Below are 20,844 nucleotides of genomic sequence, written 5' to 3' on the forward strand. Positions count from 1 at the left end.
GTGCCGGGCCGCTCTGAAGGCGGTTTTCCGGCGGTTGCCGCGCGTCAGCGCAGCTTGATCCTCGGATCAATCAGGGGAGCGATCAGGTCGGCAAGGAAATTGCCGAGCACGATCGCGAATGCGGACACGAGCGTGACGCCCATGATGATGGGAATGTCGACCCGCTGGATGGCCTGCCAGGCGAGCTGGCCGATGCCCGGCCAGCCGAACACGCTCTCAACCACCACGATGCCGCTCATGAAAAGACCGATATCGATCCCGATCATGGCGATGATCGGCAGCAAGGCATTGGGAAGGGCGTGGCCAAACAGGACCTGCCAGCGTTTCAGGCCTTTGGCGCGCGCCGTGCGGATGAAGTCCTGGCGTAGCACGTCGATCATGGAAGAGCGCATCATGCGCGAATACCAGCCGGCTCCCAGGAACCCGAGGGTCAACGACGGCAGCACCATGTGCATGAAGGTGCCGTAACCGCCGATGGGGAACCACCCGAGCTGCACCGAAAAGACGTAGAGCAGCAGGATGCCGATCACGAACTGGGGCGAGGAAACCCCGACGAAGGAAAGGACCATGAGGCTCGTATCTGTCGCCGTGTTCCGGCGCAGGGCTGCGACGAGCCCCATGGTAAGTCCGATCGCAAGTTCGCAGACGATGGCGCCGACCATGAGAAGGAGCGTTGCCGGCAGACGCGACCAGATGAGCGCGCCCACTTCCGTCTTCTGCAGGTAGGAGCGGCCGAGATCGCCCTGCAGCAGCCCGGTCAGATAACGGAAGTACTGCTGGTAAAACGGCAGGTTCAGACCAAGCTGTTCGCGAATGTTCTCGACCGTCTGCGCGGTGGCGCTGCGGCCGGCGATCTGGCGGGCCGGATCGGCCGGGATCAGATAGAGCAGGACGAAGGTCAGGAAGGTAATGCCGATGAGGATCAGCACGGACTGGAACACCCGGCGCAGAATATATCCACCCATGATCAGTGCCTCCCCTTCTGTGTCGGATCGAGCACCTCACGCAGGGCATCGCCCAGCAGGTTGAAGCCCAGCGCCAGCGCGATGATGGCGATCCCCGGGAAGAACACCAGCCAGGGCGCCGAGGTGAAATAGGTCTGGTTTTCGTAGATGATGTTGCCCCAGGAAGGGGTCGGCGGCTGTACGCCGATGCCGAGATAGCTGAGTGTTGCCTCCAGCAGCACTGTCGTCGAGATGCCCAGCGTGCCGAAGACGACGATGGTCGACAGAAGATGCGGCAGGATGTGGCGGAATAGTATCCGGAAAAGGCCTGCGCCCATGGCCCGTTCGGCCAGGATGAATTCGCGTTCCGACAGCGACCTGGTTTCGGTATAGACGACACGCGCCATCTGCACCCAGTTGACCATGGCGATCACCATGGCAACGATCCAGAGCGATGGTCTGAACAGTGCCGCCAGCGTGATGGCAAGCAGCAGCGCCGGGAAGGCCATCATCAGATCGGTGAAGCGCATCAGCACCGTTTCCACCCAGCCACGGAAAAAACCGGCGAGGATGCCGACAAAGGCACCGACTGCAACGGCGATCCCGTTGGCGACAACCCCGATGATGAGCGACGTCTGCGCGCCGTAGATCAGACGTGACAGGAGATCGCGCCCGAGCAGATCCGTGCCCAGCCAGAAGGTTTCGCCCGGAGGCAAAGGCGCGCCCTCCAGGGTCAGCCCTTCGAAGAACTGTTCCGCCGGGTCGAAAGGCGCGACAAAGGGAGCAAAGACTGCGGCCCCGACGATTACGCCGACCAGAGCCAGGGCAAAGACGGCGAGTTTCCTTTCCAGGAGACGACGCCAGACGCCTTTCGGTATCTCGGGTGCGGCGGTTTTCACGGTGTCTGGCATCGCTTCAGGCTTCACGTCGGCCGGCATTCTGCCCTCCTGAACGCGCCAGCAGATCAAGCGCAACGTCTTCCATGGTTTGCCGGCTCGCCATCGCCATATCCTGAAGAAGTTTGTAGGCGGTATCGGCGTCGCTGCCCTGGTGCTGCATCAGGAGCAGGATGGCTTCGGCCACCTGAGGCCGACAGGCAAGGCGGGCTTCCAGTTTCGCGATCCTTTCCTCCGATGCGCGGCGCATGGCAAAGGTTCGCGTGGCAACGACGAGCGCGCCGTAGACACCGCTGGAGGCGATGGGCTTGCTCAGATGGGCAATGGCACCGCGCCGGATGGCCCATTCGACCCGCCCGGGAGCCTCGCTGCCCATCAGCGCGATCATCGGCATTGGGTGTTCTTCAACCGGCCAGGGGAACTGGGCATCATGACCGGCATCGGCGTCGAAGATCACCAGATCGGCTTGCCTTGCTTCCTTGGGAAGTTCCGGCCAGGCGGTCGACACCGCAATGCCGAGACGGTCGAGCTGGCGGCAGACGGCATCCCTGTCGGAATGCGGCTTGTGCAGCACAGTCGCGGACCAACCGCGGAAACTCGGGGTGCGGAACAGGCTGCTCATGACGACACCAGCCTCAGTCTCGGCGTATTACCGTTGTCCGGTACCGGTGTATCACCAGATGTACCGGCGTTGCTTTCCAGCGGGTCATAGTGGACCAGATAGGGATCCGGCGCCAATGGGCCGGACGTCTTTTCGATGATGCGGAACCGGGAGCGGATGCGCTCGGGCCCGGTGGTTTCCACCACCGCGATCAACGGCTGCAGGTAAGCGTGCTGCGTTTGCGGATCGATCCGGATGTCTCGCAACGGCGTCCGGTGCGGCCGGCGACACAATTCCGCAAGGACATGATCCGGCGCATCCGAACCACACGCCTCGATAGCGCGGGCGAGCAGCCAGACGGCCTCATAGGGTCCGACGAACATCGATGAAATCGACGCATCCGGGCCGCGCAAGCCTTCCAGCCGGCTCAGGAAATCCTCGTTTTCCGGGGTGTCCAGCGTTTCGAAATAGGTCGAGGTGGACACAAGACCCTCGGCGGCAGCCCCCAGGATCGGCAGCTCGGCTTCCGTCAGATTGCAACTGAGGATCGGGCAGCGGTTCGGCGCAAAGGCGGGATCTTCCTTCGCAAGCCTCTTCATGGCGCGCAGGAAGGCGTAGCTGCTTTCGCCGATCAGGTTGTTGAAGATGAAGTCCGGCCGTTTTTCGCGGATTTCAACGATCAGATGGTCGATGTTCTCGTCGCCGATGGCGACATAACGCTCGCCCAGAACTTCGCCGTCACACCCGGCCAGAAGTTCGCGGGCAATGCGGTTGGTTTCCCAGCCCCAGATGTAGTTGGATCCGAGAAGGAAAGCCCGGCGGCCGGATTCCGGAACGATGTGGCGGAAAAGCGGAACCACGCCCTGGTTCGGGCAAGCGCCTGTGTAGACCACACGATCATGGCTTTCGAAGCCCTCATAGGGCGTGGTGTACCAGAGCAGCCCGCGGCCACGCTCCATCACCGGCAAGACTTCCTTGCGGGAGGAGGAGGTCTGGGTGCCGATGATGTGCCGGCAGCCGGCCTCCCGCATCATCCTGTCCGCTTCCACGGCGTAGTTTTCGGCAGAGCCCTTCGGGTCACCATCCACGCGCAGGAAACGGAAATCGAACAGACCGGAAGCGTTGATTTCATCGATGGCGATCCGGGCACCCCAATAGCCTTCCTGCCCGATCGCGGCATAGGAACCGGATTTCGAAAACAGAACGCCAACAGGTATTTCACCAAAGGCCATGTATTACCCTGCCCTTCAGCCGAACGATGCAAACCGCGGGGGCTGAACATAAAAAAACCCCGACCCGCAGGTGGTCACCTGCGACAGATCGGGGCGCGATTGCCATGCGGCTGAACGATTGCCGCTATTTCGATATCAGGATCGCCGAAGAAAAAAATCTTGTCAATCGCCGCAAAGCTCAAAGATCAGCCACGCATAAAATTTCGCCACAAATGACGACGGCGACAAACGGCCTCCTATGAACCAATTCCGGGAGTTTCGCCAACCGGGAGCCAGAGCATCAAAAATCACTCTTTTTCTTGAAAAGAATGGCAAATTTTCTCCCAAACCAAGCAACAATCAACCCCTTGAAGAAGGGCATGCAATACAAAATTTCGCCTCAGGAGATAACCTGACGAAAATAGCGGAACCGATTAAAATTTGTTCCCCAGCACAAATTTCAGGCAAGCACCTCGCAAAGCCTTTTCCAAAAGGTGTTCACTTCAGGCCTCACTGATATTTTTCTTCATATTTTACAGTTATTTACACAATTCCTGACTGAAGCCTTGCCGTTAAATTCCTGAACTCTCAAGCCCGGTCCGAAACTCGCATCGGGCACATCTTGGCAAAATGCACTACTTGCACAGCTAAAAATATCGCGCCAATAATGCGACCAATTCAAATTGGTTCGAATTGGTATGGCATGAGCGGCACCGACAAACCTTCGCAGCGCAACTCCAGCATGGCCTTGGAACGACTTCGGATCATCGTGGACCAGCTCACGGCTGAGGGCGAGGAACAGCTTCCCACCGAGCGTGAATTGTCCGAAACCATCGGTGTCGGCCGCAGGGCCGTACGCCGGGCCCTGGAAGTGCTTGAAACCGAAGGCAAGATCTGGCGCAGGCAGGGAGCGGGAACCTTCATCGGCAGCGAACCTGCACAGCCGGAAAAGCAGATCCTGTCGCTGCACGAAAACTCCAACATGCTCGAGGTCATGGAAGTCCGGCTGCAGATCGAGCCGGTGCTGGCCCGGCTGGCCGCGCTGCGCGCCGCGCCTTCCGATATTGCCGCCATGAGCGACCTTGCGGACCGCGTCGGCAAGGCCGAGGACATGGACAGCCGCGAACTCTGGGACAGCGCCCTGCACCGGGCCATTGAACGGGCAGCACGCAACACGTTGTTCCTGGCACTTTTCGACGTTGTGGACCGGGTCCGGCAGGACACCGCCTGGCGCCATGTGCGCGAAGCCTTGAGAACCGACGATGCCCTGACGCTGTACCGGGCGCAGCATGTCGACATCATCGCAGCCATTGCCAACCGGGACCCAATCGCCGCGGAAAAGACCATGCGCGCCCACCTGCTGGCGCTGCAGGAGCGTCTCCTTTTCCAGAGTGCAAGCGAGGCGGCAAATGCCGACTGAGGCCCCCGTTCTTGAGGTTCAGGACCTCTCGCTCCGTTTCAAGGGTGCCCCGGCAAACATCGTCGATGGTCTGTCCTTTGCCGTCCGTCCGGGCGAAACCCTGTGCATCGTCGGAGAAAGCGGCTGTGGCAAGTCGGTGACCGCCTTGTCGCTGATGGGCCTGCTGCCCCGAGGTGTTGCCAGGGTCATGTCCGGCACGGCAACTTTCGCGGGGCAGGACCTTCTGGCCCTGCCAGCGCGCGCGCTCGCCGACCTGCGCGGTGACCGTATTTCCATGATCTTCCAGGAGCCGATGACCTCGCTCAATCCGTCTTACAGGATTGGCGACCAGATATCGGAAATCGTGCTGCGGCATCGCCCGGTGAACCGTGTGCAGGCCCGTGCAAGGGCGCTGGAAATGCTGGAACGGGTCAAGATTCCGGCCGCTTCCAGCCGGCTGGACGATTACCCGCATGAGCTTTCCGGCGGTATGCGTCAGCGCGTCATGATTGCCATGGCACTTGCCAACGACCCGGTTCTGCTGATCGCCGACGAGCCGACCACCGCGCTGGACGTGACCATCCAGGCTCAGATCATCGACCTGATCGAAGACCTGCAGAAGGAAAGCGGAACGGCGCTGATCATGATCACGCATGATCTGGGCGTCGTCGCCGAAATCGCCGACCGCGTCTGTGTGATGTACGCGGGGTGCGCGGTGGAGGAAGGCCCGGTCGCCGCAATTTTCGACGATCCGCAGCACCCCTACACCATCGGCCTGATGAGCTCCGTGCCGTCGGTCGGGCCTCGGTCCGGCAGGCTGGCAACCATTGGCGGCATGGTGCCTGCCATCGACAACATGCCGTCAGGGTGCCGGTTCACACCGCGCTGCCCCTTTGCCGGAACCGGTTGCGAAACAACGCCGGCACTTGTCGAACTTGGCCCATCTCACCGGGCCGCCTGTCATTACGCCCCCTTGGAAAGCGCATTTGCGGAGGCTGCCGGATGAGCCTGCCAACCCGGGACAAGATCATCGAGACGCGCGCCGTCACCAAGCGTTTCGGCGGCCGCAAGAGCCTATTCAAACCGGCAACCTCGGTCAGTGCCGTCAACGGTGTATCGCTGACCATCAAACGCGGAGAAACCTTCTCCATCGTTGGAGAAAGCGGCTGCGGAAAATCCACGCTGGCACGTCTTCTCGTCCGCCTGCTGACACCGTCGGACGGTGCGATTCTTTACGACGGCAACGACATTTCCGCCCTGTCCGAACAGGAAATGCGCCGGTTGCGGAAAGACCTGCAGTTCGTGTTCCAGGACCCGTTTTCCTCTCTCAATCCGCGCATGACCGTGGGTGCGCTGATCGAGGAACCGATGAAGGTTCACACGGCGCTGACCCGCACCGAAAGGCGGCAGAAGGTCGCCGAGCTTCTGAACAAGGTCGGTTTGCGTCCAGCCTTTGCCAACCGATATCCGCACGAGTTCTCCGGCGGACAGCGCCAGCGCATCGGCATTGCCCGGGCGCTTGCCAGCGGTCCCAAGGTGATCGTCGGTGATGAACCTGTTTCGGCACTGGATGTTTCGGTGCAGGCCCAGGTCATCAATCTTCTGGAAGACCTGAAGTCGGAATTCGACCTGACGCTGATCCTGATCGCTCACGATCTGGCGGTTATCCGCCACATGAGCGACCGGGTGGCTGTCATGTATCTGGGCGAAATTGTCGAGTTGGCACCGAACGACGCGCTCTTCGACAAGCCGTTGCATCCCTACACCCAGGCCCTGATGCGCGCGATCCCGATTGCCTCACCCCATGGGCGGTCGATGAAGGCCGCTCTCCTGGGCGACGTGCCCTCGCCGCTGGATCCGCCTTCAGGCTGCCGTTTCCATCCGCGTTGTCCGCACGCAACCGACATTTGCAGCCGGGAGAAACCGACGCCAGCCAATGTTGCCGGTGACCGGACCGTCGCCTGTCACCACTGGGAAAAGATTGCAGACGATGCCCAGCCCCCGGTTCAGGAACCGCCAAGGAGCCCCAATGCGGAAAAGCGCTTCGCGCTGTTCCGGACCCGAAGTCAACAAAAAGAGCCGACGACGGCCGCAAGACCATAAATCGAGCCCTTCCGAGAGGAGTACAAACATGCGTAAGGATTTCCTTGCCGCGCTGCTGCTCAGCGCAACGACCCTGGCCACGGCCGCCCAAGCCGCCGATCTTCGTATCGGCCTGCAGGACGATGCCGATGTGCTGGATCCCGATCAGTCCCGGACCTTTGTCGGCCGTATCGTCTACACCTCGCTGTGCGACAAGCTGGTGGACATCACCCCAGATCTGGAAATCATCCCACAGCTGGCCACCGGCTGGACCTGGTCCGACGACGGCAAGGTTCTGACCATGGACCTGCGCGAAGGCGTGACCTTCCACGACGGCACGCCCTTTGACGCGGAAGCGGTGAAGGCCAACATCGAGCGCTCGAAGACCCTTCCGGAAAGCCGCCGCAAGAGTGAAGTCAAGTCCATCGAAGGCGTGGAAGTTTCCGGCCCGCTACAAGTCAAGATCAGCCTCGCCTCGCCGGATGCAACGCTGCTGGCCCAGTTTGCCGACCGCGCCGGCATGATGGTTTCCCCGACCGCCGCAGAAGCCGCCGGGGCCGACCTCGGCAATAACCCGGTCTGTTCCGGCCCGTTCAAGTTCGTTGAACGCGTCCAGCAGGATCGCATCGTTCTGTCCAAGTTCGACGGCTACTGGAACAAGGATGCCATCAACTTCGACACCGTCACTTTCCTGCCGATCCCCGATACAACCGTACGTCTCGCCAACCTGCGCTCCGGCGATATCGACATGCTGGAACGCCTTGCTGCAACCGACGTCGCCTCGGTTAAGGGCGATGCCAACCTCGGCTTCGCGGAAGCCGTCAGCCTTGGCTACCAGGGCATTACGGTGAACCTCAACAACGGCGAGAAGGGTGACAACCCGTTCGGCAACGAGCCGAAGATCCGCCAAGCCTTCAGCCTTTCGCTCGACCGTGACGCGATCAACCAGGTTGTCTTCGAAGGTGCCTTTGCACCCGGCAACCAGCCGTTCCCGCCGACCAGCCCCTGGTACGACAAGGACTATCCGGTTCCGGCACGGGATGTCGAAAAGGCAAAGGCCCTGCTGAAGGAAGCCGGTTATGACAGCCTCGACGTCGAGGTGCAGGTAGCCAACAACCCCGTGCAGACGCAAATGATGCAGGTTGTTCAGTCGATGGCGGCGGAAGCCGGTTTCAACGTCAAACTGAAGTCGATGGAATTCGCCAGCCTGCTGGCGGACCAGTCCGCGGGCAACTACCAGGCAAGCCAGGTGGGCTGGTCGGGTCGTGTCGATCCGGATGGCAACATCCACCAGTTCATGACCTGCAAGGGCGGGATCAACGATTCCAAGGTCTGCATTCCGGAAGTCGACAAGCTGCTGGACGAGGCGCGGCAGAGCAATGACACCGCCACGCGCAAGGCCAAGTATGACGCGGCACGGGATATCCTGATCAACGAATTGCCGATCGTCTATCTCTACCACCCGACCTGGATCTGGGCCCTGTCCGGCAAGCTGGAAGGCTTCACCGCCTATCCTGACGGCATGATCCGCCTCGAGAACGTCAAGTTCAAATAACCAGACGCATGACGGGACCCGGCTCTTGCCGGGTCCCGATCCAAACGGATTTTGCCTGAATGCTGTCCTACATCGTACGCCGGCTGCTCATCGCCATCCCGACGCTCATTCTGGTCTCGGTCTTCGTGTTCGTGCTGCAGAAACTGCTGCCCGGCGATCCGGCACTCGTGCTTGCCGGAGAAGAACGCGATCCTGAAGTGCTGGCGTTTATCCGCGAGAAATACCGGCTCAACGACCCGATCCTCTACCAGTATTTTTCCTGGATGAAGGCCATGCTGCAGGGCGATCTCGGCATTTCGCTGCGGACCAACCAGCCGGTGACGCAGCTTATTGCCGACAAGCTGCCGGTCACGATCCAGCTCGCGGTGATGGCGATGGTCATCGCCTTTGCCATAGGCATTCCGGCCGGCATCCTGTCCGCGGTGCGCAAGGGAACCGCCGTGGACTACATCGCCAATTTCGTGGCGCTGTCCGGCCTTTCCATCCCGAATTTCTGGCTCGGCATCATGCTGATCATGCTGGTCTCCGTTCACCTGGGCTGGCTGCCGGCCTCCGGCTATGAATCGCCCTTCGTCGATCCGCTGAAATCACTCCAGACCATGATCATGCCCGCCTTCGTGCTGGGCACGGCACTGGCGGCCACGTTGATGCGGCACACCCGCTCGGCCATGCTGGGTGTCCTGAAGGCCGACTACGTCCGCACCGCCCGTGCCAAGGGTCTTCGAGAGAACGTGGTCATCCTGAAACACGCGTTCCGCAACGCGCTTCTGCCCATCGTCACCCTGAGTGCCCTGCTGTTCGGCGAATTGCTGGCAGGAGCGGTGCTTACGGAACAGATCTTCACCATTCCGGGCTTCGGCAAGCTGATCGTCGATGCGGTCTTCACTCGCGATTATGCCGTCGTCCAGGGGAACGTCATGTGCACGGCTGCCGGCTTCATCCTGATGAACCTGATTGCCGATGTTCTCTACTTCCTTCTCAACCCGCGCATGAGGAGCAGCCTGTGAGCGCCGTGACCACCGCCGCAGATCCGGCCGAGGAAACCATCCGCCTCGAAAGCCGCGCCTGGAAAAAGCTGAAGGCGAACAAGAGCGCGCTGTTCGGTTTCGTCATCGTCGCCTTTTTCATCGGCATAGCGGTTGCCGCGCCGCTGCTGCCCATTGCGGACCCGGCCGCAACCAGCTGGAGCGCCGTGCGCAAGGCGCCATCCGCCGCCCACTGGCTCGGCACCGACGAGATCGGCCGGGATATCCTCTCGCGCATGATCTGGGGGGCACAGGCTTCGTTGATGGCGGGCGTCGTGTCCGTGCTGATAGCTGTCCTGATCGGTGTCCCATTCGGACTTTTGTCGGGCTATTTCGGCGGCTGGATCGACCAGGCAATCTCACGGGTCACCGATGCGCTTCTGGCAACGCCCTTTCTCATTCTGGCTATTGCGCTTGCCGCGTTCCTGGGGCCGAGCCTCAGCAACGCCATGATCGCCATCGGCCTGTCGGCCATGCCGATCTTCGTGCGCCTGACGCGCGGCCAGGTGCTGTCGGTCAAGACGGAAGACTATGTCGAAGGGGCACGGGCCATCGGGCTCAGCCATTTCGCGATCATGTCCCGCTACATCCTGCCCAACGTGTTTGCGCCGGTTCTGGTTCAGGCGACCCTGACAGTCGCCACCGCGATCATTGCCGAAGCGAGCCTTTCCTTCCTCGGCCTCGGCCAGCAACCGCCCGCACCGAGCTGGGGTTCCATGCTGAACGTTGCCAAGAACTTCATGACCCAGGCGCCCTGGATGGCCTGGTGGCCGGGCGCGGCGATCTTCCTGGTCGTTCTCGGTTTCAACCTGCTTGGCGATGGCCTGCGCGACGCTCTCGACCCGCGCGAAAGCTGACCCGTTTTTTAAAACCCAAAGAGTAACTCATGTCGACTTTTACCACCCGCCCCGAAATCACCGGCACCTTCGGTGTCGTCACTTCCACCCACTGGATCGCAAGCGCCGTCGGCATGAGCATCCTGGAAAAAGGCGGCAATGCCTTTGACGCCGCCGTTGCGACCGGGCTTGTGCTGCAGGTTCTGGAGCCGCATCTGAACGGCCCTGCCGGCGATTTGCCGGTGATCTTCCACAAGGCCGGAACCGGCGAAACAAAGGTCGTTTGCGGCCAGGGACCTGCTCCGGCGGGAGCCACCATCGATCATTACAAGGCGGAAGGGCTGGATCTCATTCCGGGCAACGGCCTGCTGTCGACCGTCATTCCGGGTGCCTTCGACGGCTGGATGCTGATGCTGCGCGACCACGGCACATTGAGCCTGCGCGATGTGCTGGAGCCTGCGATCTATTACGCTGAAAACGGCCAGCCCATGTTGCCGGGTGCAGCGGCAACCATCGGCGGGCTGAAGGACTTCTTCCAGACAGAATGGCCGACGTCCTTCGAGACCTGGGTACCTGGCGGAAACGTTCCGGAAGCCGGCGAGATGTTCAAAAATCCGGTTCTGGCCCAGACCTGGACCCGGCTCTTGAGCGAAGCGGAAAGCCAATCCGGCCGCGAGAAGCAGATCGACGCGGCACGCGACTGTTTCTACCGCGGCTTCATTGCCGAGGAGATAGCGGCCTTCCTGGAAACCGCCGAGGTGATGGACGGCTCGGGCACCAAGCACAAGGGTGTGCTGACCGCCGACGATCTGGCGACCTGGAGCGCGACTTACGAAGATCCGCTCCTGAGCGACTATCACGACTGGACCGTTGCCAAGACCGGCCCATGGGGACAGGGGCCTGTGCTCCTGCAGGCGCTGGCGCTTCTGAAAGGCTTCGACATCGGCGCGATGGACCCGGCTGGTGCCGACTTCGTCCACCATGTGACCGAAGCCATGAAGCTCGCCTATGCGGACCGCGAGGTCTATTACGGCGATCCGGCCTTTGTTGACGTTCCGATGAGCACGCTGCTGTCGGACGACTACAACGATGCGCGGCGCAAACTGATTTCCGACACCGCGTCCTTCGACCTGCGCCCTGGCGTTCTACCGGGCTTCGAAGACCAGGTGGCTGCCAACATGGCCGTGATCGAGCGCGCAGGCATTGCCAACACGGGTCTTTACGAACCGACGATGGCGCATCTTTCCGAGCGGCGGGGCGACACGGTTCATCTCGACATCATCGACCGCTGGGGCAACATGGTTGCCGCGACCCCGTCCGGCGGCTGGCTGCAATCCTCTCCGATCATTCCCGCGCTCGGCTTCTGCCTGAATTCCCGCGCGCAGATGTTCTGGCTGGAAGACGGCCTGCCGACCAGCCTGGCGCCCGGCAAACGCCCGCGCACCACGCTAACGCCGAGCCTGGCCTTCCATGAAGGGCGACCGGCGATGGTGTTCGGCACACCAGGCGGCGACCAGCAGGATCAGTGGCAGCTTTCCTTGTTCTTGCGGCTGGTGCATCACGGCCTCAACCTGCAGGAAGCCATCGATCTGCCGCTGTTCCACACGACCCATTTCCCGACGTCGTTCCACCCACGCCAGCGTCAGCCGGGGCACGTGATGGCGGAAGGCAATTTCAGCTCCGAGACAATCAATCTGCTGCGGGCCCGCGGGCATTCGGTGGAAGTTTCCGGCAACTGGACCATTGGCCGGCTGACCGCCGCCAAGCGCAGCGCTGACGGCGTCCTGAAAGCAGCGGCGACCCCGCGCCTGATGCAGGCCTACGCGATCGGTCGATAGACGGCACCACAGCCCCGCCGATCTCTTGCACCTATCGGCGCCGGCGGGGCTTTCAAACCCGTGCGAAGAGCTCCCTGAGGGCTTCGGCGTCGATCGCCCGGCAAACCGCACCTGCGGGCCTTGCGGTTGGCGTGTCTTCGGCCGCCAGCATGGCGTTGAGGACAGCTTCCTCGATTGCCTCCACCGCAGCCATGTAGACCGGATCGAGCAGATCGTCGTTCAGCGACACCATGGATTTCCACGGCCCGCTGAGCTGCGGCAGATCCATTTCGTTGGCCGTGCTGAAAGCAAGGAAAATGTCGCCGGAGCTGTTGCCGCCCGGCGTTCCGCCCCGGCCAATGCCGATGGTCGCGCGGCGGGCCAGACGGTCGAGCTGGGAAGGCAGCAGCGGCAGATCCGTTGCGATGATCACGATGATCGAGCCACGCTCCGCCTTGAAGCCAGGCAACCGGTCTTCCATCATCTTTTCCCCGACGGACTGTCCCAGCACCTTGAACCATGGCCGAAGACCGTGGTTCGCCTGCACAAGAACCCCGAGCGTGTGGGGCTTGCCGCCTGCTTCGATACGCCGTGAGGCGGTGCCCGTTCCACCCTTGAACTCGTAGCAGATCATGCCCGCACCACCGCCGACATTGCCTTCGGCAGGCGGATTGGATGTCGCGTTTTCGAGGGCTTTTGCCGCGTGTTCCGGCCGCACATGCAGGCCATTGATGTCGTTCAGGACACCGTCATATGTTTCCGCGACAACCGGCATCGCCCAAAGGTGGTTGTTCTCCCAGGCATCGCGATAGGTATCGACCATCCAGCGTACGGCGGCCTCGTGCGCAGCGCCTACGCTGTGCGTATTGGTCATCAGGATCGGGCCGGTGAAATAGCCCGCGTCCTTGACCCAGTGACTGCCGGTCATTTCACCGTTGCCGTTGAGCGCATGCAGCCCTGCCCACACCGGACGCGGTGTCGATGTCCGCCCCCTGGGCAGGATTGCCGTGACGCCGGTCTGCACGGGAAGGCCGTTGCTCGCGAGCGCAGGTGTCAGCCTTGAGGACAGCGTTTCATAGCCGACAAGCACCCCTTCGACATCGGTAATCGCGTTTTGCGGACCCGGAGTGCCCGGCATGGGAAGTCCCAGATCGCGGGCACGTTTGGAGTTATGTTTCTGCGTCATTTCTTGCGGGACCGCATGTAGAGGCCAACGGATGCGATGATGAACGAAAACACCAGCATGACCGTGGCAATTGCATTGATTTCCGGTTTGATGCCCCTGCGCAGCATCCCGTAGATGTGAACAGGCAGGGTCGTGGAATCGACGCCGGAGATGAAATAGGTGATCACCAGATCATCCATCGAGATGATGAAGGCGAGCATCGCACCGCCGATGACGCCCGGTGCGATCAGCGGCAGGGTGACCCGCCGGAATGTCGTCCAGCCATCGGCCCCCAGATCCGCCGATGCCTCTTCCAGGCTGTCGTCCATATCCGCGATGCGGGCGCTGACCACGATGAACACGTAACTGCTGAGGAACGTGCAGTGGCCGATGATGATCGTGTGCAGGCCAAGACCGAAGCCGAAGGACACGAAGAAGATCAACAGTGCGATGCCGAGGATGATGTCGGGCATGATCATCGGCATGAACAGAAGGGCCCGGTAGAAATTCTTGAGGCGGAACCTAAAGCGGGCGACCGCCAACGCAACCGACGTTCCGAGCACCGTCGACACTGCCGTCGTGATAAGGGCCACCGTCAGGCTGTTCAGGACCGCGTTATAGAGCTGATCGGTTGATTCCACATACAGCGTCAGCTCGTTCAGTTCCGTCGGGAAGCCGAAGATCGTGCGGTACCAGTCGAAGGTAAACCCCTGCCAGATCATCATGTTGACCGGGTTGGAGTTGAACGAGAACACCGTGATCAACAGGATCGGTACATAAATGAAGACCAGAAACAGCCACCCGTAGACCGACAGGAACAGGTTTCGCCAGGAAATCTTGCGCCTCATGCCGCGACCTCCTCTGCCACCTTCGATCCGCCGGAGCGCCGCTCTTCACGGGTAACAATGCGGATGTAGTAGAGAAGGAGGACCAGAACAGCGGCCATGACCATCATTCCGAGCGCCGCTCCGAAGGGCCAGTTGCGCGCCGACAGGAATTGCTGCTCGATCAGATTGCCGATCATGACCACCTTTGCTCCGCCCAGAAGCGACGGTACGATGAAATTCCCGAGGCTCGGGATGAAAACGATGATCGAGCCGCCAACAATACCTGGCAGGGTCATCGGCAGGATCACGCGAAAAAATGTCTGAAGCCGGTTGGCGCCCAGGTCCTGCGAGGCTTCAATCAGGCTGTGGTCCAGCTTTTCGATGCTGGCATAGAGCGGCAGGAACATGAACGGCACGAACACATAGACCATGCCGATGACCACCGCCGTGCCTGTGAAGATGATCTCCAGCGGCTGATCGATCAGTCCGAGTCCCATCAGCGCCTGGTTGAAGAAACCGGTCGGCCTCAGGATCAGGACCCATGCGAACAGACGCACGATCAGGCTGATGAAGAAAGGCAGCGTGATCAGGAAGATGACCAGGTTTTTCATCCTGTCCGACATCCGCGACACCCAGAATGCGACCGGGTAACAGAGGATGAGACTGAGCAAAACAGTGGTTGCCGCCAGTTTCACCGACCGCAGAAAGATCTCGATATAGACCGGATCGAAGCGCTCGTACTTGGTGTCGGCCCAGCCCAGGATGCGGCCGTAGTTCAGGTGAAAGAATTTCCATTCGACGCCGCCATAAAGACCCGGTGTGAGCCAGGAATAGACGATCATGATAGCGAGCGGCCCGAGGAAGAAGACCGCGAGAAAGGCGGACGGTGGTAGCAAGAGGCCAAACAGCGTCAGCTTTCGCCTGTTTTCCAGTGTGTTGTGCCCCCTGCTCATGCCGGAGCTCCATTTCCAGGAATGAGGTGCACGGCATCATGCGGCACGAACAGCGAGGTCTGTTCGCCGATGGTGTGATGCGACGTGCCAGGTCCCGCCCGAAGCGATGCCCTGACCGGCGGCAGCCCCTGGCAAGAAAGGACAAGACGGTAATCGGTTCCGGCGAAAAAGCTCTCGCTGACGGTGCCCGAGATTTCGTGTCCCGCCCGCTCGCCAGAACCGCTTTGCCCCAGGTCCGCCAGAAGGTTTTCCGGCCGGATCAATACCTTAGCCGGATCGCCTCGCTTCAGGCCGTTTACCGAACAATCGCGTATGACGGTACCATCGGTCAGAACGACGTCGCAACGCGTACCGGCAACCGAAACCACTGTCGCGTCCAGGAGGTTGCTTTCGCCAATGAAGCGGGCAACGAATTCGTTCGCCGGACGTCGGTAGAGCTCTTCAGGCGCATCCAGTTGCTGGATGTTGCCGCCGTTCAGCACCGCGATCCGGTCCGACATAACCAGCGCTTCTTCCTGATCGTGGGTGACGAAGATGAACGAGATGCCAAGTTCGTGCTGCAGGGTCTTCAGCTCCTGCTGCATCTTGTGGCGCAGGTTCTTGTCCAGCGCCGACAGAGGTTCGTCCAGTAGAAGAATTTTTGGCCGGGCAACCAGTGACCTTGCCAGCGCCACTCGCTGTTGCTGTCCACCGGAAAGCTGGCCGATCTTGCGCGCGCCCATTCCGGCAAGGCCGACAAGCTCAAGCATGCTGCCGACACGCTGTCTGATTTCCGCTTTCGCGACGCCTCTAACCTCGAGGCTGTAGGCAACGTTCCGTTGCACCGACAGGTGCGGGAACAGCGCATATCTTTGAAAGACGGTGTTGACCGGTCGTTTGTGTGCCGGCTGATCCGATACCGGTTGGCCGTCTATGTAGATCTCGCCACCGTCGAGATCCTCAAACCCGCTGACCGCCCTCAGCAAGGTGGTCTTGCCGCAGCCCGACGGGCCAAGCAGCGTCAGAAACTCGTTATGAGCCACCGTCAGGGACACGTTGTCCAGTGCCCGGATGACGCCACCTTCCGGAGCCTGAAAGCTCTTGGAGGCGCTTTCGATCCTCAAAATTCCTTGCATTCTACCCCCTCGGAACGTCAGGCGACATGCGCGGCCCGTGGCCGCGCAGTCTGAATGTGACGGTCATCCGCATCCGCACTCATTGTGCCGTTTTGATGCGCGTCCATTCACTGTTGTAAAGCTGCAGGTCGCGGCCGAGGTCCACGAAGATCTGCAGCTTTTCCATCACGTCCTGAGGCGGGTAGATGCTTTCGTTGTTGGCAATTTCCGGCGGCAGGAGCTCCCGGGCCGGCAGGTTCGGGGTGCCATTCAGCTGCTGCTGTACGTTCAACGCGGAAATTTCCGGCTGAAGATAGAATTGCAGGAACTTCTTTGCGTTGTCCTTGTTCGGTGCGCTGGCAAGGACGCAGATATCCTCCTGGTACATGGTCGCGCCTTCCTCCGGGATGACGTAGGCGAGCACGTCCGGAGCCTGCTGCACGAAAATGTTCGCGCCGACATACCAGTGTGCAGCCGCCACATCGCCGGACTGGACCAGCGGAATGCTGTCGTAGGTAAAGGCGGTGACGTTCTTCTTGCGCTCCAGAATGTAATCTGCCGCGGCCTTGATCTCGGCTTCATCAGTGGAATTGACCGACGTGCCGTTCATGATGTGACCGATGCCGATGGTCTCGCGCAGATCGTCGAGAAGGATGATCTTCTCGCCCTTGTCAGCCAGGGCGAAGAAATCCTCCCAGCCGGTCATTTCGGCCACTTTCTGCTTGTTGTAGGCGATGCCGACGGTGCCCCAGGCATACGGCAGACAGTATTCCGCGTCCGGATCTGTCTTCGCGCGGATGAACTGCGGGTCGATGTTCTTGAAAGCCGGATCGCTGCCGATGCCGGTCTTTTCCAGCAAACCAAGCTGGAACATGATGTCGTGCATATGGACCGACGGGAACACGATATCGTAACCGGTGGCACCGGCCTGGATCTTCGCAAGCATTTCCTCGTTGGAGCCATAGGTGTCCAGGTTGACCTTGATCCCCGTCTCCTCGGTAAATCTGGTCAGAACCTGCGGATTTATGTAGTCGCCCCAGTTGTAGAGATTCAGTTCTTCCTCGGCCTGCGCAGCACTGGCAACAGCCACCAGTGCCGCTGCCCCAAGTGTTGCCTTGGCAACTCTCTTCAGCGTGTTGTTAGTCATGGAACCCTCTGGTTTGCTGCCACGTTTCTGGGAGGTGAACGGGCTTGCGTCCAAAAGGAGATTGAATTATGACATTTCTGTCAAATGTTATTTTTCTGTCATTTGGGAGTTGAAATGGAAGCCGGCTTCTCCTCCTTCCCCCAGGCGAAATTCGATGAATTCATCAAACGCTTGCAGGATGAAACACCCAAACTCCCCAAGCAGGAGGCCCGGCTTGCGCAGTTTGTCAGCCTGAATATTTCATCTCTCGGGCTGGAAACCGGAAAATCTCTCGCGGAAAAGGCGGGGGTTTCAGAGGTCACTGTCGGAAGGTTGCTGCGCCGGCTCGGATGCGACGGCATGAAAGGGCTGAAGCAGCTTCTGCGCGAACATTATTCGGTCACCACGGCCTCCTTCGTCACCGACGGGGACATCCCTTTGCGGTTCGTCGAGACGCTGGAAGCCGAGGTCCAGGGACTGACCAACGTCTTCAACCAGACGCAAGGCGATAATTGGGAAGAGGTCATCCGACTGGTTTCGACTTCCGAGACGATTTACGCCACGGGATTTCAGTCGATCCGGGGAACGGTGGAGGATTTCGCCCGCCGAATGGCGCTTGCGCGAAAGAATGTCCATTTCCTGTCCGCTCATGACGGCATGCTGAGCGAGTGGCTTGATCACGGTCCGGAAACGGCCGCCACAACATGCCTTATCCTGGTGGACGTCGTGCCCTATGCATCGGAATCGCTGAAGCTCGCCCGGCTGGCAAAGAGCCAGGGCCGATCAGTGATTGTGGTTTCAGACGAATATTGCCACTGGAGTAGGGAGATCGCCGATGCCGCCGTCTATGCGCCTTCCAGAACGGGCCTCTTTCTGGAATCGACAATCGGGATCGTTGCCGCGCTCAGCCTGATGGTCGACATTGCAGCCAGGGCCAACGAGACGACCTCGAGCCACCGTCTGGTGCAATGGAAGGCGAATTCGAAGAAGCTCGGACTGTTCTAGCGTAGGGTCAGAACGTCGGCGGTGTACAGGCGCTGACAACGACACAGCGGCCGTTTCGCAGTGCCTTGAACCTGTGTGGGATCGAGCTCTTGAAGAGGTAGGCATCTCCCGGTCCGAGGACCTTTCTCTGCTCGCCGACGGTAACTTCGAGCCGTCCCTCAATGACGATACCGGCTTCCTCGCCCTCGTGGCTGAGCATGACCCGCCCTGTATCCGCACCCGCTTCATAAACTTCGTAAAGCATCTGAAGCTCGTGGCCGAAGAGGCTGTTGCCGACTTGCCTGTAGGAAATGTTGCCCTTGCCGATTTCGGTCAGCTCATCGACGCCGAAAAACACCTGCTCCTGCCGCTCCGGTTCATAGGCGAAGAACTCAGAAAGACCGATCGGTATACCGTCCAGAACACGTTTCAGCGCGCTCAGGGAGGTGTTGATCTTGGCCGCTTCCAGCTGAGAGATGAAACCGTTGGTGACACCGGCCCGTTTGGCCAATTCCCGCTGTGAATAGCCATGCGCTTCCCGGATCGCCCGCAGGCGCAATCCGACGTCGCGTGAGAAGTCATCGGTGTTTAGTGTGTTTATCATCCTAAACAGTTTCTCATTCAAAATGCGTCTTTTCAATGCCTTGATGTCTGCAAGAAACAGACTATTCGGCTTGTCAAAATCAGTGCTTTCTAGTGCGACCGACCGAGGAGGCGCACATGAACATCGTCAACAACAACACAGATAACAGATCCAACCAGCCGCTTGACGCTTACTGGATGCCGTTTACCGCGAACCGTCAGTTCAAGCAGTCTCCACGCATGCTGGTCTCCGCCAAGGGCATGCATTACCGCAGCGACGACGGCCGCAGCATTCTCGACGGCACTGCGGGCCTCTGGTGCTGCAATGCCGGACACGGTTATGACGAGATCACCAATGCGGTCACCCGGCAGCTGTCCGAACTGGACTACGCGCCCTCCTTCCAGATGGGCCATCCGATTGCGTTCGAATTTGCCGAGCGACTGAAACAGATTGCTCCGGACGGATTCAATCATGTCTTCTTTACCGGATCCGGGTCTGAATCCGTCGACACAGCATTGAAGATGGCGCTCGCCTATCACCGCGCCAGGGGGGACGCTTCCCGAACCCGGTTGATCGGTCGCGAACGCGGTTATCACGGTGTCGGCTTCGGCGGTATTTCCGTTGGCGGTATCGTCAACAACCGCCGCCATTTCGGGTCGCTCCTGACCGGTGTCGATCACTTGCCGCACACCCATGCTCCCGAACACAACAGCTTCAGCAAAGGCCAGCCGGAGTGGGGCGCGCATCTTGCTGACGACCTGGAACGGATCGTCGCGCTACATGGTGCAGAGACAATCGCGGCCGTTATCGTCGAACCGGTCGCCGGTTCCACCGGTGTCCTGATCCCGCCCAAGGGATATCTGGAACGGCTGCGTGCGATCTGCGACAGTCACGGTATCCTGTTGATATTCGATGAGGTCATCACCGGTTTCGGACGCCTTGGCGCCCCTTTCGCATCCGATTTCTTCGGCGTGAAACCGGATCTCTTTACCACTGCCAAGGGTCTTACCAACGGCGTCATTCCGATGGGAGCGGTCTTCGCGCAAGACGCTATCTATGAAGCCTTCATGGGCGGTCCGTCCGAGACAATCGAACTCTTCCACGGTTATACCTATTCCGGTCACCCGGTTGCCTGCGCTGCCGGCCTTGCCACGCTCGATATCTACGAAAAACATAAGCTTCTGACCCGTGGTTCGGAAATTTCAAATGCCTGGGAAGACCGTATCCATACGCTCAAGAGCGCCAAACACGTCAAGGACATCCGCACTGTTGGCGTCATTGCCGGCATTGAACTCAACTCCCGCGAGGACGCGCCCGGAAAACGTGCTTATGAGGTTTTCGTCAAGTGCTTCGAGGCGGGCTTGCTGATCCGCGTGACTGGCGACATCATTGCCCTTTCGCCTCCATTGATTGTAGAAGAAAGCATGATTGACGAGATGGTGGAAACGCTGGGACAAGTTCTCTCCGAAACGGCCTAGGTTTCCGTTCTTCCGCCCTTCCGCGCGTGATCCAACAAAAAATGCCGCCCTATTGGACGGCCTTTTTATTTATTTGGTTTCGGTAGGTTGCTTTGAGCGTTTTTGTGCCGGTGCGTCGGGCATAGCCCTCCTTGCGTTCCCCTGGTCAGTTTAAAATCTGTATCCGTTACCAACAAAAAACCCGGCGCGAGGCCGGGTTATTTGTTGGTTGCGGGAGCAGGATTTGAACCTGCGACCTTCAGGTTATGAGCCTGACGAGCTACCGGGC

The 20,844-nt window shown here is 60.2% G+C and carries 19 protein-coding genes; 9 read left to right on the forward strand and 10 right to left on the reverse strand.

Annotated features, from left to right (window positions below; translation table 11 throughout):
* Positions 1-44: 44 nt before the first annotated feature.
* The 4 genes from HEP89_RS07285 to HEP89_RS07300 are packed head-to-tail and all read right to left on the reverse strand — an operon-like array spanning position 45 to position 3,673.
* Positions 45-965 (reverse strand): ABC transporter permease, encoded by a 921-nt coding sequence (locus HEP89_RS07285; RefSeq protein WP_055656842.1) that lies wholly within the window; start codon positions 963-965, stop codon positions 45-47.
* A 2-nt stretch (positions 966-967) separates the two neighbouring features.
* Positions 968-1,855, reverse strand: coding sequence for an ABC transporter permease (locus HEP89_RS07290; protein WP_088665254.1), 888 nt, complete (start codon positions 1,853-1,855; stop codon positions 968-970).
* A 4-nt stretch (positions 1,856-1,859) separates the two neighbouring features.
* Positions 1,860-2,462 carry an ANTAR domain-containing protein gene (locus HEP89_RS07295; RefSeq protein WP_168691645.1) on the reverse strand — a complete coding sequence of 201 codons (603 nt, stop codon included), beginning with the start codon at positions 2,460-2,462 and terminating at the stop codon, positions 1,860-1,862.
* The gene (locus HEP89_RS07300; protein ID WP_062491182.1) at positions 2,459-3,673 is read right to left on the reverse strand and encodes a transporter substrate-binding domain-containing protein; all 1,215 of its coding nucleotides are present in this window, start codon (positions 3,671-3,673) and stop codon (positions 2,459-2,461) included. The genes HEP89_RS07295 and HEP89_RS07300 overlap by 4 nt, the downstream gene beginning before the upstream one ends.
* Positions 3,674-4,355: 682 nt before the next feature.
* Between HEP89_RS07300 and HEP89_RS07305 the strand changes: the two genes are divergently transcribed.
* Genes HEP89_RS07305 through HEP89_RS07335 form a run of 7 tightly spaced genes read left to right on the forward strand, consistent with a single transcriptional unit; the run spans position 4,356 to position 12,387 of the window.
* Positions 4,356-5,072 (forward strand): FCD domain-containing protein, encoded by a 717-nt coding sequence (locus HEP89_RS07305; protein WP_168691647.1) that lies wholly within the window; start codon positions 4,356-4,358, stop codon positions 5,070-5,072.
* On the forward strand, positions 5,062-6,057 hold the full coding sequence (locus HEP89_RS07310) for an ABC transporter ATP-binding protein (protein WP_168691648.1): 996 nt from the start codon (positions 5,062-5,064) through the stop codon (positions 6,055-6,057). Before HEP89_RS07305 ends, HEP89_RS07310 begins: the two co-directional genes overlap by 11 nt.
* Positions 6,054-7,154, forward strand: a complete 1,101-nt coding sequence (locus HEP89_RS07315) for a dipeptide ABC transporter ATP-binding protein (protein WP_168691649.1) — start codon at positions 6,054-6,056, stop codon at positions 7,152-7,154. The genes HEP89_RS07310 and HEP89_RS07315 overlap by 4 nt, the downstream gene beginning before the upstream one ends.
* A gap of 28 nt (positions 7,155-7,182) precedes the next feature.
* Complete coding sequence (locus tag HEP89_RS07320; protein ID WP_168691650.1) at positions 7,183-8,688, forward strand: ABC transporter substrate-binding protein; 1,506 nt, start codon at positions 7,183-7,185, stop codon at positions 8,686-8,688.
* 59 nt (positions 8,689-8,747) lie between these two features.
* Positions 8,748-9,695 (forward strand): ABC transporter permease, encoded by a 948-nt coding sequence (locus HEP89_RS07325; RefSeq protein WP_168691651.1) that lies wholly within the window; start codon positions 8,748-8,750, stop codon positions 9,693-9,695.
* 5 nt (positions 9,696-9,700) lie between these two features.
* Complete coding sequence (locus HEP89_RS07330; protein ID WP_168691697.1) at positions 9,701-10,570, forward strand: ABC transporter permease; 870 nt, start codon at positions 9,701-9,703, stop codon at positions 10,568-10,570.
* A 29-nt stretch (positions 10,571-10,599) separates the two neighbouring features.
* The gene (locus HEP89_RS07335) at positions 10,600-12,387 is read left to right on the forward strand and encodes a gamma-glutamyltransferase family protein (RefSeq protein ID WP_168691652.1); all 1,788 of its coding nucleotides are present in this window, start codon (positions 10,600-10,602) and stop codon (positions 12,385-12,387) included.
* Between the two features lie 52 nt (positions 12,388-12,439).
* Here the strand turns inward: HEP89_RS07335 and HEP89_RS07340 are convergent, their stop codons facing one another.
* The 5 genes from HEP89_RS07340 to HEP89_RS07360 form a co-directional block, all read right to left on the reverse strand.
* On the reverse strand, positions 12,440-13,552 hold the full coding sequence (locus tag HEP89_RS07340; RefSeq protein WP_168691653.1) for a P1 family peptidase: 1,113 nt from the start codon (positions 13,550-13,552) through the stop codon (positions 12,440-12,442).
* The gene (locus HEP89_RS07345; protein WP_055656819.1) at positions 13,549-14,379 is read right to left on the reverse strand and encodes an ABC transporter permease; all 831 of its coding nucleotides are present in this window, start codon (positions 14,377-14,379) and stop codon (positions 13,549-13,551) included. Before HEP89_RS07345 ends, HEP89_RS07340 begins: the two co-directional genes overlap by 4 nt.
* Entirely contained in the window at positions 14,376-15,311 is a 936-nt protein-coding gene (locus tag HEP89_RS07350; protein ID WP_055656817.1) for an ABC transporter permease, read from the reverse strand. Before HEP89_RS07350 ends, HEP89_RS07345 begins: the two co-directional genes overlap by 4 nt.
* Complete coding sequence (locus tag HEP89_RS07355) at positions 15,308-16,426, reverse strand: ABC transporter ATP-binding protein (protein ID WP_168691654.1); 1,119 nt, start codon at positions 16,424-16,426, stop codon at positions 15,308-15,310. Before HEP89_RS07355 ends, HEP89_RS07350 begins: the two co-directional genes overlap by 4 nt.
* A gap of 79 nt (positions 16,427-16,505) precedes the next feature.
* Positions 16,506-17,552, reverse strand: a complete 1,047-nt coding sequence (locus HEP89_RS07360; protein WP_031268765.1) for a spermidine/putrescine ABC transporter substrate-binding protein — start codon at positions 17,550-17,552, stop codon at positions 16,506-16,508.
* Between the two features lie 114 nt (positions 17,553-17,666).
* Between HEP89_RS07360 and HEP89_RS07365 the strand changes: the two genes are divergently transcribed.
* Positions 17,667-18,536 (forward strand): MurR/RpiR family transcriptional regulator, encoded by an 870-nt coding sequence (locus tag HEP89_RS07365; protein WP_168691655.1) that lies wholly within the window; start codon positions 17,667-17,669, stop codon positions 18,534-18,536.
* A gap of 7 nt (positions 18,537-18,543) precedes the next feature.
* Here the strand turns inward: HEP89_RS07365 and HEP89_RS07370 are convergent, their stop codons facing one another.
* Positions 18,544-19,119: a cupin domain-containing protein gene (locus tag HEP89_RS07370; protein WP_022999333.1), complete on the reverse strand. Its 576-nt coding sequence runs from the start codon at positions 19,117-19,119 to the stop codon at positions 18,544-18,546.
* Between the two features lie 116 nt (positions 19,120-19,235).
* On the opposite strand from HEP89_RS07370, the gene HEP89_RS07375 reads away from it, so the two are divergent.
* Entirely contained in the window at positions 19,236-20,576 is a 1,341-nt protein-coding gene (locus tag HEP89_RS07375; protein ID WP_168691656.1) for an aspartate aminotransferase family protein, read from the forward strand.
* Positions 20,577-20,844 lie beyond the last annotated feature (268 nt).

Source organism: Labrenzia sp. 5N (assembly GCF_012395805.1).
In the GTDB taxonomy this organism is placed as follows: Bacteria; Pseudomonadota; Alphaproteobacteria; order Rhizobiales; family Stappiaceae; genus Roseibium; species Roseibium algicola.